Origin of the sequence: Klebsiella sp. 10, from assembly GCF_018223925.1 — a bacterium.
GTDB lineage: Bacteria > Pseudomonadota > Gammaproteobacteria > Enterobacterales > Enterobacteriaceae > Klebsiella > Klebsiella pneumoniae.
The window spans coordinates 57,570-73,280 of record NZ_JAGRRB010000002.1; the positions used below are offsets into that span (position 1 = coordinate 57,570).

General features: G+C 57.4%; 17 protein-coding genes and 2 pseudogenes. 14 read left to right on the forward strand and 5 right to left on the reverse strand.

Features of this window, described 5'->3' with window-relative positions; translation table 11 throughout:
* The first annotated feature begins 168 nt into the window (after positions 1-168).
* Genes dtnK through KHQ26_RS03210 form a run of 3 tightly spaced genes read left to right on the forward strand, consistent with a single transcriptional unit; the run spans position 169 to position 3,146 of the window.
* Entirely contained in the window at positions 169-1,404 is a 1,236-nt protein-coding gene (gene dtnK, locus KHQ26_RS03200) for a D-threonate kinase (protein WP_014907629.1), read from the forward strand.
* Positions 1,397-2,383, forward strand: coding sequence for a D-threonate 4-phosphate dehydrogenase (locus tag KHQ26_RS03205; protein WP_004151623.1), 987 nt, complete (start codon positions 1,397-1,399; stop codon positions 2,381-2,383). Before dtnK ends, KHQ26_RS03205 begins: the two co-directional genes overlap by 8 nt.
* A gap of 1 nt (position 2,384) precedes the next feature.
* On the forward strand, positions 2,385-3,146 hold the full coding sequence (locus KHQ26_RS03210; protein WP_002904489.1) for a DeoR/GlpR family DNA-binding transcription regulator: 762 nt from the start codon (positions 2,385-2,387) through the stop codon (positions 3,144-3,146).
* A gap of 14 nt (positions 3,147-3,160) precedes the next feature.
* On the opposite strand, the gene KHQ26_RS03215 is transcribed toward KHQ26_RS03210, so the two are convergent.
* Positions 3,161-4,105: an L-lactate dehydrogenase gene (locus tag KHQ26_RS03215; protein WP_002904491.1), complete on the reverse strand. Its 945-nt coding sequence runs from the start codon at positions 4,103-4,105 to the stop codon at positions 3,161-3,163.
* Between the two features lie 144 nt (positions 4,106-4,249).
* Here KHQ26_RS03215 and KHQ26_RS03220 point away from each other — a divergent pair, with 144 nt between their 5' ends.
* Positions 4,250-4,732: a GNAT family N-acetyltransferase gene (locus KHQ26_RS03220; protein WP_002904493.1), complete on the forward strand. Its 483-nt coding sequence runs from the start codon at positions 4,250-4,252 to the stop codon at positions 4,730-4,732.
* Here KHQ26_RS03220 and ptrR read toward each other — a convergent pair.
* Positions 4,686-5,564 (reverse strand): putrescine utilization regulator PtrR, encoded by an 879-nt coding sequence (ptrR, locus tag KHQ26_RS03225; protein ID WP_002904495.1) that lies wholly within the window; start codon positions 5,562-5,564, stop codon positions 4,686-4,688. The two genes, KHQ26_RS03220 and ptrR, sit on opposite strands and share 47 nt — an antisense overlap.
* Before the next feature lie 101 nt (positions 5,565-5,665).
* On the opposite strand from ptrR, the gene sad reads away from it, so the two are divergent.
* The 7 genes from sad to KHQ26_RS03260 all read left to right on the forward strand — a co-directional run bounded on the left by sad (position 5,666) and on the right by KHQ26_RS03260 (position 12,841).
* Entirely contained in the window at positions 5,666-7,054 is a 1,389-nt protein-coding gene (gene sad, locus KHQ26_RS03230; RefSeq protein WP_015958390.1) for a succinate-semialdehyde dehydrogenase, read from the forward strand.
* Positions 7,055-7,113: 59 nt separating this feature from the next.
* Positions 7,114-8,061, forward strand: a complete 948-nt coding sequence (glsB, locus tag KHQ26_RS03235; RefSeq protein WP_153677549.1) for a glutaminase B — start codon at positions 7,114-7,116, stop codon at positions 8,059-8,061.
* On the forward strand, positions 8,061-8,429 hold the full coding sequence (locus KHQ26_RS03240) for a DUF4186 domain-containing protein (RefSeq protein ID WP_002904598.1): 369 nt from the start codon (positions 8,061-8,063) through the stop codon (positions 8,427-8,429). Before glsB ends, KHQ26_RS03240 begins: the two co-directional genes overlap by 1 nt.
* Before the next feature lie 114 nt (positions 8,430-8,543).
* The gene (locus tag KHQ26_RS03245; RefSeq protein ID WP_004148352.1) at positions 8,544-9,968 is read left to right on the forward strand and encodes a GGDEF domain-containing protein; all 1,425 of its coding nucleotides are present in this window, start codon (positions 8,544-8,546) and stop codon (positions 9,966-9,968) included.
* A 77-nt stretch (positions 9,969-10,045) separates the two neighbouring features.
* Positions 10,046-10,576: a GNAT family N-acetyltransferase gene (locus KHQ26_RS03250; protein ID WP_004224728.1), complete on the forward strand. Its 531-nt coding sequence runs from the start codon at positions 10,046-10,048 to the stop codon at positions 10,574-10,576.
* A gap of 113 nt (positions 10,577-10,689) precedes the next feature.
* A complete protein-coding gene (locus KHQ26_RS03255) occupies positions 10,690-12,141 on the forward strand; it encodes a tagaturonate reductase (protein ID WP_004224730.1) in 1,452 nt (483 codons plus the stop codon).
* Between the two features lie 253 nt (positions 12,142-12,394).
* Complete coding sequence (locus tag KHQ26_RS03260) at positions 12,395-12,841, forward strand: GNAT family N-acetyltransferase (protein ID WP_004224732.1); 447 nt, start codon at positions 12,395-12,397, stop codon at positions 12,839-12,841.
* A gap of 210 nt (positions 12,842-13,051) precedes the next feature.
* On the opposite strand, the pseudogene KHQ26_RS03265 reads toward KHQ26_RS03260, so the two are convergent.
* A pseudogene (locus tag KHQ26_RS03265) lies at positions 13,052-13,237 on the reverse strand (tautomerase family protein); the annotation flags it as partial.
* Between the two features lie 173 nt (positions 13,238-13,410).
* Between KHQ26_RS03265 and KHQ26_RS03270 the strand changes: the two are divergent.
* The 3 genes and pseudogenes from KHQ26_RS03270 to KHQ26_RS03280 all read left to right on the forward strand — a co-directional run bounded on the left by KHQ26_RS03270 (position 13,411) and on the right by KHQ26_RS03280 (position 14,825).
* Positions 13,411-14,125, forward strand: a pseudogene (locus KHQ26_RS03270) (hypothetical protein).
* A gap of 4 nt (positions 14,126-14,129) precedes the next feature.
* A complete protein-coding gene (locus KHQ26_RS03275; protein ID WP_002904612.1) occupies positions 14,130-14,324 on the forward strand; it encodes a hypothetical protein in 195 nt (64 codons plus the stop codon).
* A gap of 18 nt (positions 14,325-14,342) precedes the next feature.
* Positions 14,343-14,825, forward strand: coding sequence for an Hcp family type VI secretion system effector (locus KHQ26_RS03280; RefSeq protein WP_002904614.1), 483 nt, complete (start codon positions 14,343-14,345; stop codon positions 14,823-14,825).
* Positions 14,826-14,873: 48 nt separating this feature from the next.
* Here KHQ26_RS03280 and KHQ26_RS03285 read toward each other — a convergent pair whose 3' ends face one another.
* Both KHQ26_RS03285 and KHQ26_RS03290 read right to left on the reverse strand, forming a co-directional pair.
* A complete protein-coding gene (locus tag KHQ26_RS03285) occupies positions 14,874-15,254 on the reverse strand; it encodes a tautomerase family protein (RefSeq protein WP_004190202.1) in 381 nt (126 codons plus the stop codon).
* Complete coding sequence (locus KHQ26_RS03290; RefSeq protein ID WP_004143517.1) at positions 15,245-15,565, reverse strand: carboxymuconolactone decarboxylase family protein; 321 nt, start codon at positions 15,563-15,565, stop codon at positions 15,245-15,247. Before KHQ26_RS03290 ends, KHQ26_RS03285 begins: the two co-directional genes overlap by 10 nt.
* Positions 15,566-15,711 lie beyond the last annotated feature (146 nt).

The following is a 15,711-nucleotide window of genomic DNA, read 5'->3' on the forward strand; positions in this document are numbered from 1 at the left end:
CTCCTTGGTAGTAATTGATTGAATTCAATCATTCATAAATCTTGCCACTCGTCTGATGGGGAAAAGTTATAATTTATACGGCAGCTTAATAACTTGAGCTTGCTCACATTTAATCAAATATGATTGAATATAATCAATTTAAGATTTTATCGACTACAAGGCAGGACAATGAACGACGGCAATAACAGAGTGCTGGTGCTGGCGGATGACTTTACCGGGGCCAATGACGCCGGGGTCAGCCTGGCGGAGGCGGGTATGTCGGTGGAAGTGGCCTTCACCGCCGGACAGCCATCAACCGCCCGGGCATTAATTCTCAACAGCGACAGCAGGGCGATGACCGCCGCGGCGGCGGCGGACAAGGTCGCCGCTCTGCTGCGCGGCGCGGCGACATTCGTCCCGCACTGGCAGGTAAAGAAGATCGACTCCACGCTGCGCGGTAATCCCGGCGGCGAACTGGAGGCAATGATGGCGGCGCAAGGCTGCCGGATGGCGGTGGTGGCCCCGGCTTATCCGGCAGCCGGGCGGCATACCCGGGACGGGCGCTGCTATGTGCATGGCGTGCCCCTCGATCAGACCGAATTTGCCAGCGATCCGAAAACGCCGGTGAGCCGGGCGGAGATTAGCGAAATTATCGCTATGCAGAGCCGTCTTCCCTGTCTGACCCTGAACGCTGGCCAGCTTCCGGCGGCATTAGCGACGGCGGGCGAGGAGAAGCGAGTGTTGATTGTCGACGCCTGGGAAGACAGCCATCTGGACCAGGTGATCGACGCCGTTGCGCCCCATGCGCGGGAGACCCTGCTGGTCGGCTCGGCGGGTCTCTGCGAGGCGCTGGCTCGCCGCCTGCGCCGCAGCGAGCAGGGCCCGCTGCTGGCGGTGGTCGGTTCGATGAGCGAGATGGCGCAGCGTCAGGTTGCTGCGCTGCAGGTCCATTCCCGAGTACGGGTGATTGAAATTGATGTCGAACAGGCCTTTAGCGGATCGCCAAAGGAGGAAGCTTCACGGATCGCCGGGGCGCTGCGCGAGGGCCAGCACTGCGTGGTGACCACCCGCCCGAATCACGCCGTCCGGCAAGGGATTGAAGCCCGGTGCCGTGAACGCGGCCTCAGCCGCGCCGCCTACGGGGAGCACATCTGCGCCTGGCTTGCCGACGTCACGGCGCAGGCGGTGGCGCAGTCTTCCCCTGGCGCGCTGTATCTTTCCGGCGGCGATGTGGCCATCGCCGTCGCGCACGCGCTCGGCGCCACAGGGTTTCAGATCCGCGGCCGGGTGGCGGAGTGCGTTCCATACGGGCATTTTCTCGGCGGCCGCTGGTCGCGGCCGGTGATGACCAAAGCCGGAGGATTCGGCACCGACACCACGCTGTTACATGTTGTGAATTTTATTGAGGAGAAACTGAGTGTCTAAGATGATTGCAGTGACAATGGGCGACCCGGCAGGGATTGGTCCGGAGATTATTATCAAATCCCTCGCCGAGGGGGCGCTGAGCGGCGCGCCGGTGGTGGTGGTGGGCTGCGCGCAGACGCTGCGGCGGATCCTGGCGCTAAATATCACGCCGCGGGCGGAGCTGCGCATCATTGACCATCCCGCCGAGGCGAGTTTTTCCCCAGCGACCATCAACGTCATTGATGAACCACTCAGCGACCCGCAGGGGCTGCGCCCTGGCGAAGTCCAGGCCCAGGCAGGGGATCTCGCGTTTCGCTGCATCAGGCGGGCGACCGCGCTGGCGCTGGAGGGCGCGGTCGCGGCCATCGCTACCGCGCCGCTGAATAAAGAGGCGCTGCATCTCGCCGGGCACGCTTATCCCGGCCATACCGAACTGCTGGCCCACCTGACGCAGACTACCGATTACGCCATGGTGCTCTATACCGAGAAGCTTAAGGTTATCCATATCACTACCCATATTTCCTTGCGCCAGTTCCTCGATACCCTCAACCAGCCGCGGATTGAGACGGTGATTGGCGTGGCGGATCGCTTTCTGCGCCGCGTCGGCTATCCGCGTCCGCGCATCGCGGTCGCCGGCGTTAACCCGCACGCCGGGGAGAACGGCCTGTTTGGCGATGAAGAGATCCGTATCGTCGCCCCGGCGGTCGCCGCCATGCGGGCGAAGGGAGTGGAGGTGACCGGCCCCTGTCCGCCGGACACGGTGTTTATGCAGTGTCACGAAGGCATGTACGACATGGTAGTCGCGATGTATCACGACCAGGGGCATATTCCGCTGAAGCTGCTGGGATTCTATGACGGGGTGAATATTACGGCCGGGCTGCCGTTTATCCGTACCTCCGCGGATCATGGCACTGCGTTTGATATTGCCTGGACAGGTAAAGCGAAGTCTGAGAGCATGGCAACCTCCATTGAGCTCGCCATGCACATCGCGCAGGAATAACATGAAGGGATATAACCGGTTAGAGCAGATTATGGACTTCCTGAAAAGCCATAATCTGGTGACAGTCGACCAGCTGGTGGCGGCGACCAACGCCTCGCCGGCCACCATTCGCCGCGACCTGATCAAACTCGATCAGGAAGGGGTGATCAGCCGAACGCACGGCGGGGTGACGCTGAACCGGTTTATTCCTTCCCAGCCGACGACGCTGGAGAAAGCCCAGCGCAGTCCGCTTGAGAAGCAGGCTATCGCCAGTGCGGCGGCAGCGCTGGTGAAAGCCGGCGACGCCATTGTGCTTGACGCCGGCACCACCATGATTGAGCTGGCGCGGCAGATCACCCATCTGCCGCTGCGGGTGATCACCAGCGATTTACATATCGCGCTGTTCCTATCGGAATTTAAGCAGATCGAAGTGACGATTATCGGCGGGCGCATCGATGACAGCAGCCAGTCGTGCATCGGCGATCACGGCCGCCGCCTGCTGCAGACCATCTGGCCCGATCTCGCCTTCGTCAGCTGCAACGGCTGGGACCTTGAGAAGGGGATCACCGCCCCGACGGAGGAAAAGGCCGCCCTGAAGCGCGATCTGATGGCCAATGCCCGGCGGCGTATCCTGCTGGCGGACAGCTCCAAATACGGCGCCTGGTCACTGTTCAACATCGCTCCGCTGGCGTCGTTGACCGATATCGTCACCGACGCCCACCTGCCGGATAAAACCCGCGAGGCGCTGGAGACCCTTTCCCCGCAGCTGATCATTGCCGACTGACTCGCAGGCTGCCGTCAGGGCAGACGGGCGATATTGGCCTTGATCACCGCGATCGACTGGCTGAACTTCGCCTGCTCTTCGCCGGCCAGCTGCAGTTCGATGATCTGCTTCACGCCACCCTGGGCCAGCACCGCCGGCACCCCAGCCGCCGCGCCGCTGACCCCGTACTCGCCGTCAAGAATGCAGGAGACCGCCAGCGCGCGGTGGCTGCCGGTGAAGATATTGCGGCAGATCTCGGCGATGGTCCCTGCCACGCCATATTCGGTGCAACCTTTACCCGCGTAGATCTCAAATCCCAGCTTGCGCACTTTGTCAGCCATCGCCTCGCGATCGAGCGGCAGGCCGGTGCGCTGCTGGTAGAGGTCGGCGATTGGCGTGCCATATACCGAGGAGTGCGACCACACCGGAAACTGGGTATCGCCATGCTCGCCGAGGATAAAGGCGTCGATGCTCTGGGCGCCAATCTCCAGTTCCTGCGCCAGCAGGCGACGCAGGCGGGTGGTATCCAGCCAGACGCCGGTGCCCAGCACCTGGCTGCGCGGCAGGCCGGAAAGCTGCCATACCTGCCAGGTGATGATGTCGCAGGGGTTGGTGGCCACCAGAAAGATGCCGTTAAATCCGTTGGCCATCATCGTCGGCACAATGCTCTTCACAATCTTCGCGGTGGAGGTTAGTTCATCCAGCCGGCTCTGGCCGGGGCGCAGCGCGCCGCCGGAGACGGTGATCACCGCGATATCGACATCGGCGCAGTCGCTGGCCTCGCGGGTGGAGATGGTCATCATCCCCGGCAGGTAGGCCGCGGCGTCGCTCAGGTCCTGAGCGTGGGCCTCAGCGCGCTGTTGGTTAAGGTCGACGAGGATCAGCTCCTCGCAAATGCTCTGGTTGAGCAGGGCGTAGGCCGCCGACGCGCCGACATTGCCGGCGCCAATAATCATCACTTTACGGGCTTTGGTGTGCATATTCAGATCTCAAGTACGAACAGCAGGGGATAAAATTACTGTGTTTCAGTTGGTTAGCGCAATAGGCGGGCGGCAATATAAGTTAATGCTATGTCGGGAAAAGCCGCCGGCCGCGCTACAGTGGGGTAAAAAAGGAGCTCACCTATGTACACCATCACCGACATCGCCCCTACCGACGCCGAATTTATCGCCCTGATTGCCGCCCTCGACGCCTGGCAGGAGACCCTCTACCCGGCGGAGAGCAACCACCTGCTGGACCTTAGCCAGCTGCCGCCGCAGACGGTCATCGCCCTGGCGATCCGCAGCCCGCAGGGCGAGGCCGTTGGCTGCGGGGCTATTGTTCTCAGTGAGGAAGGCTTTGGCGAGATGAAGCGGGTCTATATCGATCCCCAGCACCGCGGCCAGCAGCTGGGAGAAAAGCTGCTGGCGGCGCTGGAAGCGAAAGCGCGTCAGCGCGACTGCCATACCCTGCGCCTGGAGACCGGTATCCATCAGCATGCGGCCATCGCCCTCTACACGCGCAACGGCTACCAGACCCGCTGCGCGTTTGCGCCGTATCAACCCGATCCGCTCAGCGTGTTTATGGAGAAACCACTGTTTGCCGATCTTCGTTCAGCAGCGCTATAAACGCCTCCAGCTGGCGGGTCTTGGCGCCCCGGCGCCACACCAGCCAGGTGGTGAGCCAGCGCCACTCTTCGGCCAGCGGCCAGGCGGAAACCTGCTGATGGCCGGGCATACTCTCCAGCATGCTGCGCGGGATCAACGCCAGGCCGGCGCCGGCGATGACGCAGGCCAGCATCCCGTGGTAAGACTCCATCTCGTGGATCCTGCCCGGGGTCGCTCTGTCGGCATGAAACCAGCTCTCAAAATGCCGGCGATAGGAACAGTTGGCGCGAAAGGCGTAGACGTTGGCCCCGTTCACTTCGCTGGCGCGGGTGATGGGTGCGTGGCCGTAGGGGGCGACGATCATCATCTCTTCAGGGAACACCGGCAGCCCCTCCAGGCCCGGATGCACCAGCGGGCCGTCGACAAACGCGGCGCTCAGGGCGCCTTCCAGTACGCCGTCGATCATCGTCCCGGAAGGGCCGGTTGAGAGCGCCAGATGAATTTTCGGGTAGCGCTGATTAAAGTGGGCCAGAGTGCTGGGGATCCGTACCGCCGCGGTGCTCTCCAGCGAACCAAGTGAAAACAGCCCCTGGGGTTCGTCGCCCGCCACCACCATTCGCGCCTCGTCCACCAGGGCGAGGATCTGCTGGCTATAGCGCAAAAAGCTGTGTCCCGCAGGCGACAGGCGCAGGCGCTGGTTCTCGCGGATAAACAGCTCAACGCCGAGGTCGGCCTCCAGCTGGCGGATGCGGGTGGTGAGGTTGGACGGCACGCGATGCACTTTCTGCGCCGCCTGGGTAATGCTGCCGGTGCTGGCGACAGCGTTAAACATCTCTAGCTGAGTCAGGTCCATGGTATTCTTCTTTTGTGAATGCGTTGCTTAATATTATTCATTTTCAATGAATGGAAAGGTAAGCCAGAATACGGACACTTCGCAAGCAACGAGAGAGAATAATGATGAATTTATCTGCAACGCACGCCGTCTCCGTCAATCCGACTACCGGTGAGGTGGTCTCCTCGCTGCCGTGGGCCAGCGAACGCGAGGTCGACGCGGCGATCACGCTCGCCGCGGCGGGCTATCGCCAGTGGCGTCAGACGCCGCTTGCCGACCGCGCCGATGCCCTGCGCCGCATCGGGGCCGCGCTGCGCGCCCGTGGCGAAGAGGTGGCCCAGATGATCACCCTTGAGATGGGCAAGCCGATCGCTCAGGCGCGCGGCGAGGTGGCGAAATCGGCCAACCTCTGCGACTGGTACGCTGAACACGGCCCGGCGATGCTGGCGACGGAAGCTACCCTGGTGGAAAATAACCAGGCGGTAATTGAGTATCGTCCACTGGGCGCCATACTGGCGGTGATGCCGTGGAACTTCCCGGTCTGGCAGGTGATGCGCGGCGCGGTGCCGATCCTGCTGGCCGGCAACAGCTATCTGCTGAAGCATGCCCCGAACGTGATGGGCAGCGCCCGTCTGCTGGGCGAGATTTTTGCCGCCGCCGGCCTGCCGGATGGTGTATTTGGTTGGGTGAACGCCACTAATGACGGCGTTTCGCAGATTATCAATGACGACCGCATCGCGGCGGTGACCGTCACCGGCAGCGTCCGCGCCGGGAAGGCGATTGGCGCCCAGGCGGGCGCGGCGCTGAAGAAATGCGTGCTTGAGCTGGGAGGATCCGATCCCTTTATCGTGCTCAACGATGCCGATCTCGATGAAGCGGTGAAAGCCGCCGTCACCGGCCGCTATCAGAACAGCGGCCAGGTGTGTGCGGCGTCGAAACGCTTTATTCTCGAAGCCGGCATTGCCGAGGCCTTCACCCGCAAATTTGTCGACGCCGTGGCAGCGCTGAAGATGGGCGACCCGCGCGATGAGCAAAACTACGTCGGACCGATGGCGCGGTTCGATTTACGCGATGAACTGCACCAGCAGGTAACGGCGACCCTTGATGAAGGAGCGACTCTGCTGCTGGGCGCGGAAAAAATCGAAGGGGCGGGCAACTACTATGCGCCAACGGTGCTGGGCAACGTCACCGCCGGGATGACCGGCTTTCGTCAGGAGCTGTTTGGTCCGGTAGCAACCCTGACCACCGCTCGCGACGCTGACCATGCACTGGCCCTCGCCAACGACAGCGAGTTTGGCCTGTCCGCCACGGTCTATACCACCGACGAGGCGCAGGCCCAGCGCTTTGCCCGCGAGCTGGAGTGCGGCGGCGTCTTCCTCAATGGCTACTGCGCCAGCGACGCCCGCGTGGCCTTCGGCGGCGTGAAGAAGAGCGGTTTTGGCCGCGAGCTGTCGCATTTTGGCCTGCACGAGTTCTGTAATGCGCAGACCGTCTGGAAAGACCGTCGCTAATCAACGTTAGCCCCTGACGACCGTCGTCCACGTCTGCTATACTCGCCCACCGAATTTTGATGGTGGGCAAGGAGCCGCGTGTGGCGACGGTTATCAATAATGCAATGCTGGAAGCCATTCTGGCAGAAATCAGGCCGCTGATTGGCCGCGGAAAAGTGGCGGATTATATTCCGGCGCTGGCCAGCGTCAGCGGCGACAAGCTTGGTATCGCGATCAGTACGGTGGACGGTCAGCACTTTGCCGCTGGCGATGCCCATGAACGTTTTTCCATCCAGTCAATCTCCAAGGTATTGAGCCTGGTGGTGGCCATGAACCACTATCAGGAGGAGGAGATCTGGCAGCGGGTGGGGAAAGATCCTTCCGGCCAGCCCTTTAACTCGCTTCTGCAGCTGGAGATCGAGCAGGGCAAACCGCGCAACCCGTTTATCAACGCCGGGGCACTGGTGGTCTGCGACATGCTGCAGAGCCGGCTCAGCGCCCCGCGTCAGCGGATGCTGGAGATTGTCCGCCGTCTGAGCGGCGTGGCCGATATCGCCTACGATCCGGTGGTAGCTCGCTCAGAGTTTGAGCATTCGGCGCGCAACGCCGCCATCGCCTGGCTGATGAAATCCTTTTGTAACTTCCATAACGACGTCGCCACCGTGCTGCAGAACTATTTCCACTACTGTTCGCTGGAGATGAGCTGCGTTGAGCTGGCGCGAACCTTTCTGTTTCTCGCCGACCGCGGCATTGCCCCGCATCTCGACGCGCCGGTTATTGCGCCCATCCAGTCCCGCCAGGTTAATGCCCTGATGATGACCAGCGGCATGTACCAGAACGCCGGTGAATTCGCCTGGCGCGTTGGCCTGCCGGCGAAATCGGGCGTCGGCGGCGGGATCGTGGCGATTGTCCCGCAGGAGATGGCGATCGCCGTGTGGAGCCCGGAGCTTGACGACGCCGGGAACTCGCTGGCCGGCGTGGCGATACTGGAAAAACTGACTCAGCGGATGGGGAGGTCGGTGTTCTGATGGTCGATCAGGATCGCTTGTTTGCGCGCCTGGCGCGCTCGACGTTTCGCTCACGCTTCCGTCTGGGGGGGAAAGAGCGGCAATATTGTCTCGATAAGGGACCGGAGGTTATCGATCGGCATGCCGCAGACTTTATTCGCCAGCGGCTGGCGCCCGCTGCGCCGATCAATGATGGCAAGCAGACGCCGATGCGCGGTCACCCGGTGTTTATCGCCCAGCACGCGACCGCTACCTGCTGTCGCGGCTGCCTGGAAAAATGGCATGCCATTCCCCACGGCCGCGCGCTGAGCGAGCCGGAGCAGGACTATATCGTGCAGGTCATCCACCGCTGGCTGGTGCTACAAATGAATGCGCCGTCTGTGCGCTAATTTGCATTTGATCGGCGCCGGAGTATGCCTGATAAATATTCTCATGTTATGATAATCCGCTAACTAACTATTAACATAATAATTTCCTGAAACAATTAGACGGATAATTACTGAATGTCTTCACTGTCGATTCGGTCATTTACGCTGTTTCGTGAAGAACAACCCGTGCGCGATGCATTGGTCTTATTTACGTTAACGCTACTGCTGCATTTTCTTGGCGCTATGCTGCGTCTGGTGCAGGAGCTCTCTTTCTTCTGGCCGCTCAATGCAGTGATGGCCGGGATTTTTGCACGCTATGTATGGCTTAACCGCAGCTATTTTTATGCCGTCTGTTTTGCGGCAATGCTGGTCTATGACGGATTAACCTCGCGCTGGGGTATGGGCTTTGCCTCATTGCTGATTAACTTTTCCAATATTGTCTTTATTGTGACGCTGGCGCAGCTGGTGCTGTGGGATAAACGTCGCGCCGACTCCATGCCGGGCCCGATAAACGCGCTTAATTTATTCTGTTTCTGCCTGTTAGCCGCCTTACTGTGCGCAGCGGTCGGCGCGCTGGGGTCGGTGGATGTTGAACGCGCCACCTTCGTTCCCCAGCTGGCGGACTGGTTTAGCGAACAGTTCTCAACGGCGGTATTAATCCTGCCCTTTATTCTGACCCTGACGCTGCCTTCGGCATTAAGCGGTTTTCGCTTTCGCCAGCTGCTGCCGGTGCTGGCGCTGGTCCTGTCAATTGCGCTTGGCGTGGCGGTAGGCGGCGCGGGCAGCATTACCTTCCCGTTACCGGCTTTGATCTGGTGCGCTGTACGCTATCCGCTGCCGCTGACCTGTCTGCTGACTTTTCTCACTGGCATCGGCGAAATACTGCTGGTCGCTAATTCGTTAATTCACTTTTCGCCAGATGCGCGAATGCAGCCGTGGCAGCTGTTCTCCACCCGCCTCGGAATTGCCGCCATGCTGATTAGCCCGGTGATTGTCGCATCCAGTGTCGAAGCGATTAACACGCTGGTGAAGCAGCTGGCCCTGCGCGCCGATTTTGACTTTCAGACCCGCGTCTATTCTCGTTCCGGACTGAGCGAAGCGTTGAAGCGTCAGACGCTGCCGGCGGATAAGCTGCTGACGGTGATGGTGCTGGATATCGATGGCTTCAAACGGGTGAATGATGCTCTGGGCCATGAAGGCGGCGATTGCGTGCTGACCCAGTTTGCCCAGCAGGTTCGACAGCTGGTGGGTGAGCAGGGGATGGTGGCCCGTATCGGCGGCGAAGAGTTTGCGGTGGCCGCCGTCGTCGACAGCGCCCAGCAGGGCTATTTGCTGGCGGAAAAGATCCGTCACGGGGTGGAGTCGCAGCCTTTCGGCCTGGGCCAGAACCCGATCCACCTGACCATCAGTCTGGGACTGGAGACGCGCGAGGTAGGCCACGCCCGCATCACCGAGCTGTTTAACCAGCTGCTGTTGGCGGCGGACGATGAGATGGTGAAAGCCAAACAGAGCGGTCGTAACCAAATTTGTATGCCGACGCTGACCGAAAGCGCGCCATAAGAAAATCCTATCGGGATCCTACTTGTGCTAATTTTTGGTTAAAAACATAGTGATGTGGTCGATAACAGGGAGCTTTTATGACCACATCCTTTTCACTGCGCACGCTCTCGCGTGACGATATTCTCCATGACCTCCCGGCATTAAGCGAGATCCTGGCAAGCTGTGTCAACGGCGGCGCCTCGGTGAGCTTTATGCTGCCTTTCGCGCCGCAAACGGCGATAACGTTCTGGCAACGCACTGCCGACAGCGTGGCGGCCGGGGAGCGCATTGTGCTGGCCGCCTTCGACGCGGAGGAACGTCCCGTTGGCACCGTGCAACTTATCACCAGTCAACCGGAAAACCAGCCCCATCGAGCGGATGTCGCCAAATTATTGGTTCACCAAAATGTCCGCCGCCAGGGGATCGCCCAGGCGTTAATGAGCGAACTGGAGCGCATTGCCCGGCGGGAAAGGAAGACGGTGCTGGTGCTGGACACGGCGACCGGCAGCGGGGCGGAACAGTTCTATGCCCGCTGCGGCTGGGAAAAAGTGGGGGAAATTCCGCGCTATGCGCTGATGCCCGACGGCGAAATGACTGCCACCTCACTATTCTATAAGTTTCTGCCCTGACGGCCGCTATTGCAGATTGCTTTGATCAAAACAGGGTTTCACTGGTAGCAAAACCTGATAACTTATTGGACCAATTACTCAGGTTGTATGACTACTATTAGAGGGAACCCATTGTGAAAACTTTAAACCGTCGTGATTTCCCCGGCGCGCAGTACCCTGACCGTATCATCCAGTTTGGGGAGGGTAACTTCCTGCGCGCATTCGTTGACTGGCAGATCGACCTGCTCAACGAGCATACCGACCTGAATGCGGGCATCGTGGTCGTGCGGCCTATCGCCACAGATTTTCCGCCTTCGCTGAACACCCAGGATGGCCTGTACACGACTATTATTCGCGGCCTGAACGAGCAGGGCGAAGCGGTCAGCGATGCGCGTCTTATCCGCTCGGTCAACCGGGAGATCAGCGCTTACGCAGACTTCGACGCTTTTTTACGCCTGGCGCATAACCCGGAGATGCGGTTTGTCTTCTCCAACACCACCGAGGCGGGCATCAGCTACCATGCCGGGGATCGGTTTGACGACGCGCCGCCGGTCAGTTATCCGGCGAAACTGACCCGTCTGTTGTTTGAGCGTTACCAACATTTCGCCGGTGCGGCCGACAAGGGATGGGTGATTATTCCCTGCGAGCTGATCGATTATAACGGCGAGGCGCTGCAGGCGCTGGTGCTGCGCTATGCTAGCGAATGGGAACTGCCGCAGGCATTTATCACCTGGCTGACCTCAGCGAATACCTTCTGTTCGACGCTGGTGGATCGCATTGTGACCGGCTATCCGCGTGATGAAGTGGCGGCTCTCGAGGCGCAGACCGGCTATAAAGATGCTTTCCTTGATACCGCTGAGCATTTCTACCTGTTCGTTATCCAGGGACCTGCCTCGCTGAAGGCCGAGCTGCGTCTCGATAAACTGCCGCTGAATGTGCGCATTGTGGACGATATCAAGCCGTATAAAGAACGCAAAGTGGCGATCCTTAACGGGGCGCACACCGCGCTGGTGCCGGTGGCCTTCCAGGCCGGGATCGACACCGTGGGTGAGGCGATGAACGATGCGGAGATTTGCGCGTTTGTCGAAAAAGCGATTTATGACGAGATTATTCCGGTGCTGGATCTGCCGCGCGATGAGCTGGTGTCATTCGCCAGCGCCGTGACAGGGCGCTTCCGTAATCCCTATATTAAACATCAGCTGCTCTCGATTGCGCTCAACGGCATGACCAAGTACCGCACCCGTATTCTGCCGCAGCTGCTGGCGGGGCAGAAAGCGCATGGCGCGCTGCCGCCGCGTCTGACCTTTGCCCTGGCGGCGCTGATCGCCTTTTACCGGGGAGAGCGGGATGGTGAGAGCTATCCAGTACAGGATGACGCCGACTGGATATCGCGCTATCAAACGCTGTGGGCCCGCCATCGCGATGGCCAGATGAGCATTCGCGAGCTGGTCACCGCCGTGCTCAGCGTGGCGGATCACTGGCAGCAGGATCTGAGCCAGATCCCGGGATTGGTGGAGCTGGTGACTGCCGACCTTGACGCTATCCTGACCTGCGGTATGCGCGACGCCGTCAAACCTCTTTGCTGATAGTCCATCTATACACCCGGCTGCGGCCGGGTTGTGCAGGATTTTTATTAGTTACAACATACTATTATACTAACCTGTAACAGCCGGTCAGTGGCTCCTCTGCATACGGCTTTTTAGTGCCAAATCGTTCCGAACAGCAGGAGAATTATGGCCGAAGCGCTTGAACAAATATCTGCGCAGGAAAATAATGACCTCAACTCATATCTCCTGCCAATATTCGCAGGCTAATGCATTCATCTGTAAGGAAACTCTCATGGTCATCGATATCCGGGAAGTACGGCCCCACGACAAAGCCGAATGGCTTCAGCTTTGGCAAGGCTACACTCGTTTTTACGGTAGCCCGCAGCCGGAAGAGGTGACCGAATACACCTGGCAGCGGATGCTGGATGTAAACTCGTCTGTATTGGGTAGAGTCGCGGTGGTGGATGATGCGGTGGTCGGCTTCGCTATCTGTGTTCTTCATGAGGGAACCTGGGTTACCACGCCGATCTGCTATCTGGAGGATCTGTTTGTCGATCCCGCCTTCCGTGGACAGGGTATTGCCAGAACCATGATTAAGTCGCTGCAAAGCGAAGGGGCGGACAAAGGCTGGTCGCGGCTGTACTGGCATACGCGCCGTGATAATCCCGCCCGTCATCTGTATGATGAGTTTACCCTGGCTGACGATTACGTACGCTACAGGATCACGCTTGAGTCCTGAAGCGGTAAGAGGTTGTTAAGCTTTTCCCGCTATAACAGGGGAAACAGGCTCAGGAGAAGCAACGATGGAAAAACGTCTTGAAACAGTGGTCAATGTGATTATGTTTCTTTCGCTATTGGCAACGGCCTGGGATCTCTCGCTGGTGCATCATCTCGCGTGGTAGTAAATTATATCATCTGAAACGCGGCGCCTCTTGCGGCGCCGCCTGTCTCATTCATCCGCCATCTTCCCTGGGCTAAAACTCCAGTCCTCCAGTTGGTTAAACTGGATAACCACCATCACGTCTTGCGGGCTGACCGCCATCTCGTCGTCTAACTGCGCGCAGAGCCGACGATAGAGTCCCTGTTTCTGCGCCCGGCTGCGCGGTTTTCCGGCGAAAATATGAAACAATACGAAGTAATAGCTAACCGAGATATTTTAAACCGGGCAGGGTGCGAGGGAATATAAACAAAAGAGTAGAGTCAATATTACTATCAAGGCCATCGTTTTATAAGTATATTGAAAGGCCAGATGATCATAAGAAATATGTGCCGGAACAATGAATGATCTAATAAAGGAAGGATCTAATTATGTATTATAGGAATTTCATCATTACCTCAATCGAGGCGGAGCGTATTCTGGCCATGAAATTTGATGAAGCATTTGCTGGAGTAAAAAAGAATGTTATTGATACACTGAATCAAATGGGAAATGGTATAACCCGTGCTTCGTATTATACTTCCTGCTTAATGGATAATTATCAGGATGTTTGTTCTAAGTTAAAGCAAGAGGACACAAGATTTATTGCAGGGCTGGCGCAGTTAGTTAAAAGCCGTGATATCATTTTCCAAATGATTAAAATATATAGAAACCTACTTTCAAAATAAAAAAGAAGAAAAAGCTCAATATATTCTCAAGAAGCTTGTCGGCGCGGGAGTTTACATATCATCTTCAGGATTAACTAATCGTATTTTAATAATGGCAGTAGCAACCATGATTTGCCAGACTTCCAGGTTTAATACTGTTGTATATGGGCGTATCAACAGGGCAAGGTCATTAGTCCTTAAAGGGAGTGTAACTACTACCGCAGTGGTATTAAACGTGTATGGATTGATTCAGGATGCCGCTAATAGCGCTGACAATTTGAAAATGCATAATTCATTTTATTACAATGCGTTATACGCTAACCATCTGGAGATGATGTACTTTCTCATCGAACCTGTCATCACAGGCGTTCCTTATTTAAATCCGATGATTATTTCTGATGATGAACTTGCTGAATTACTTATTAAATTAATGAGGTGAATGGATGGATTTCTTGAAAAGATGGTTAAAAGAAGAATTCATTCTTTTTTTATGGGGATGGGGTATTGTATTATTAATCATTATATTTAGCATGATTGCAGTCTCTCTTTTTCCTGACATTGCCATTAACTTAATAGGACTTTTTGTTTTATTAATCATTGGGTTTCACGTTGTCGTTTGGTTTAAAGTTAAAAACTGATATGAAAGAGGAGGGGTAATGTCAAATCCAGCATATTTATGGTTAACTGATGAGAATGATTCGCCTATTATAGGTTCTTGCCTGATGCCCACACGCACGGGTTCCATCGAATTGCGCGCAGTGAATCATCATGTTTGGTTACCTACCGATAATAATACAGGAAAGCTGACGGGAACCCGTCTTCATACACCGGTTAAAATTCAAAAAGAGTTTGACAGAACAACACCTTTGCTATTTAGGGCTCTTTGTGAAGGTCGAACATTAAGATCGGCAACGCTAAAAATGTACAGAATAAATGAGGCGGGACTGGAAGTTGAATATTTTAACATAGCGATGGCGAATATTAAGATTACAGCAATCACACCAAATTTACATCCGGCCGGAATGACAAGTACTCACCTTGAAGACATTGATTTCCGTTATGAGACGATCACCTGGATATACACAGAAGGGAACATCATGTATCGTGATTCATGGAACGATCGCTGTTGTGCATGGTAGCAAATGATATAGTGCTGAAACGCGGCGCCTCTTGCGGCGCCGCCTGTCTCATTCACCCGCCATCTTCCCTGCGCTAAAACTCCAGTCCTCCAGTTGGTTAAACTGGATAACCACCATCACGTCCTGCGGGCTGACCGCCATCTCATCGTCTAACCGCGCGCAGAGCCGACGATAGAGTCCCTGTTTCTGCGCCCGGCTGCGCGGTTTTCCAGCGAAAATATGAAACAGCACGAAGCGGGCGCTGCGTCCTTCGCTGAGGTAGTGCGGGTCGTAAATGCGCTGCTCATCGGCGGCCCGTTCGATAAACTGAAATCTATCTGCTGACGGAACGTCGAACTCCGCCACCAGACACTCATGAAAGAGCGCCGACAATTGAGCAAACTCCGCGGGACGCCAGGCGGTGCCAAGCGAAATTCGGGTCAGGGGCATGACGCCTCCTGCGCGTTCAGGCAGGTCAGGGCGCTGGCCGCCGCCGGCCAACCGGCATAGAACGCCAGATGGGTAAACAATTCGACAATTTCTTCCCGGCTCAGGCCATTCTGATAGCCGAGCGCGATGTGCCACGGCAGCTGTTCAGTTTTGCCCTGCGCCGTCAGGGCGGAAAGGGTGATCAGGCTGCGTTCGCGGGGCGACAGCTCGCTCCGCGCCCAGATATCGCCAAACAGCACCGTTTCGGTCAGCTCGGCTAGCTTTGGCGCGATAGCAGCCAGCGTTCGGCGATCGACAGGAGGAGTACTCATAGTGATTCTCTTTGCAGGTTAAAGGAGTCATCACTGTCGCACGCTGACTAAGATATTGAATATCGCAACGTTCGGGATTATCAATCCTGAAAATCAGGATGGTATAGCCGTTCCTTTACACCTTTCATCACTCCGCTTTTCTGCCC

Bases quoted from the DNA above. Each gene is read 5' to 3' on its own strand.
- dtnK (WP_014907629.1), top strand. From the start codon at position 169: ATGAACGACGGCAATAACAGAGTGCTGGTGCTGGCGGATGACTTTACC.
- KHQ26_RS03210 (WP_002904489.1), top strand. From the start codon at position 2,385: ATGAAGGGATATAACCGGTTAGAGCAGATTATGGACTTCCTGAAAAGC.
- KHQ26_RS03215 (WP_002904491.1), bottom strand. From the start codon at position 4,105: ATGCACACCAAAGCCCGTAAAGTGATGATTATTGGCGCCGGCAATGTC.
- KHQ26_RS03220 (WP_002904493.1), top strand. From the start codon at position 4,250: ATGTACACCATCACCGACATCGCCCCTACCGACGCCGAATTTATCGCC.
- ptrR (WP_002904495.1), bottom strand. From the start codon at position 5,564: ATGGACCTGACTCAGCTAGAGATGTTTAACGCTGTCGCCAGCACCGGC.
- sad (WP_015958390.1), top strand. From the start codon at position 5,666: ATGATGAATTTATCTGCAACGCACGCCGTCTCCGTCAATCCGACTACC.
- glsB (WP_153677549.1), top strand. From the start codon at position 7,114: ATGGTGGGCAAGGAGCCGCGTGTGGCGACGGTTATCAATAATGCAATG.
- KHQ26_RS03240 (WP_002904598.1), top strand. From the start codon at position 8,061: ATGGTCGATCAGGATCGCTTGTTTGCGCGCCTGGCGCGCTCGACGTTT.
- KHQ26_RS03245 (WP_004148352.1), top strand. From the start codon at position 8,544: ATGTCTTCACTGTCGATTCGGTCATTTACGCTGTTTCGTGAAGAACAA.
- KHQ26_RS03250 (WP_004224728.1), top strand. From the start codon at position 10,046: ATGACCACATCCTTTTCACTGCGCACGCTCTCGCGTGACGATATTCTC.
- KHQ26_RS03260 (WP_004224732.1), top strand. From the start codon at position 12,395: ATGGTCATCGATATCCGGGAAGTACGGCCCCACGACAAAGCCGAATGG.
- KHQ26_RS03275 (WP_002904612.1), top strand. From the start codon at position 14,130: ATGGATTTCTTGAAAAGATGGTTAAAAGAAGAATTCATTCTTTTTTTA.
- KHQ26_RS03280 (WP_002904614.1), top strand. From the start codon at position 14,343: ATGTCAAATCCAGCATATTTATGGTTAACTGATGAGAATGATTCGCCT.
- KHQ26_RS03285 (WP_004190202.1), bottom strand. From the start codon at position 15,254: ATGCCCCTGACCCGAATTTCGCTTGGCACCGCCTGGCGTCCCGCGGAG.
- KHQ26_RS03290 (WP_004143517.1), bottom strand. From the start codon at position 15,565: ATGAGTACTCCTCCTGTCGATCGCCGAACGCTGGCTGCTATCGCGCCA.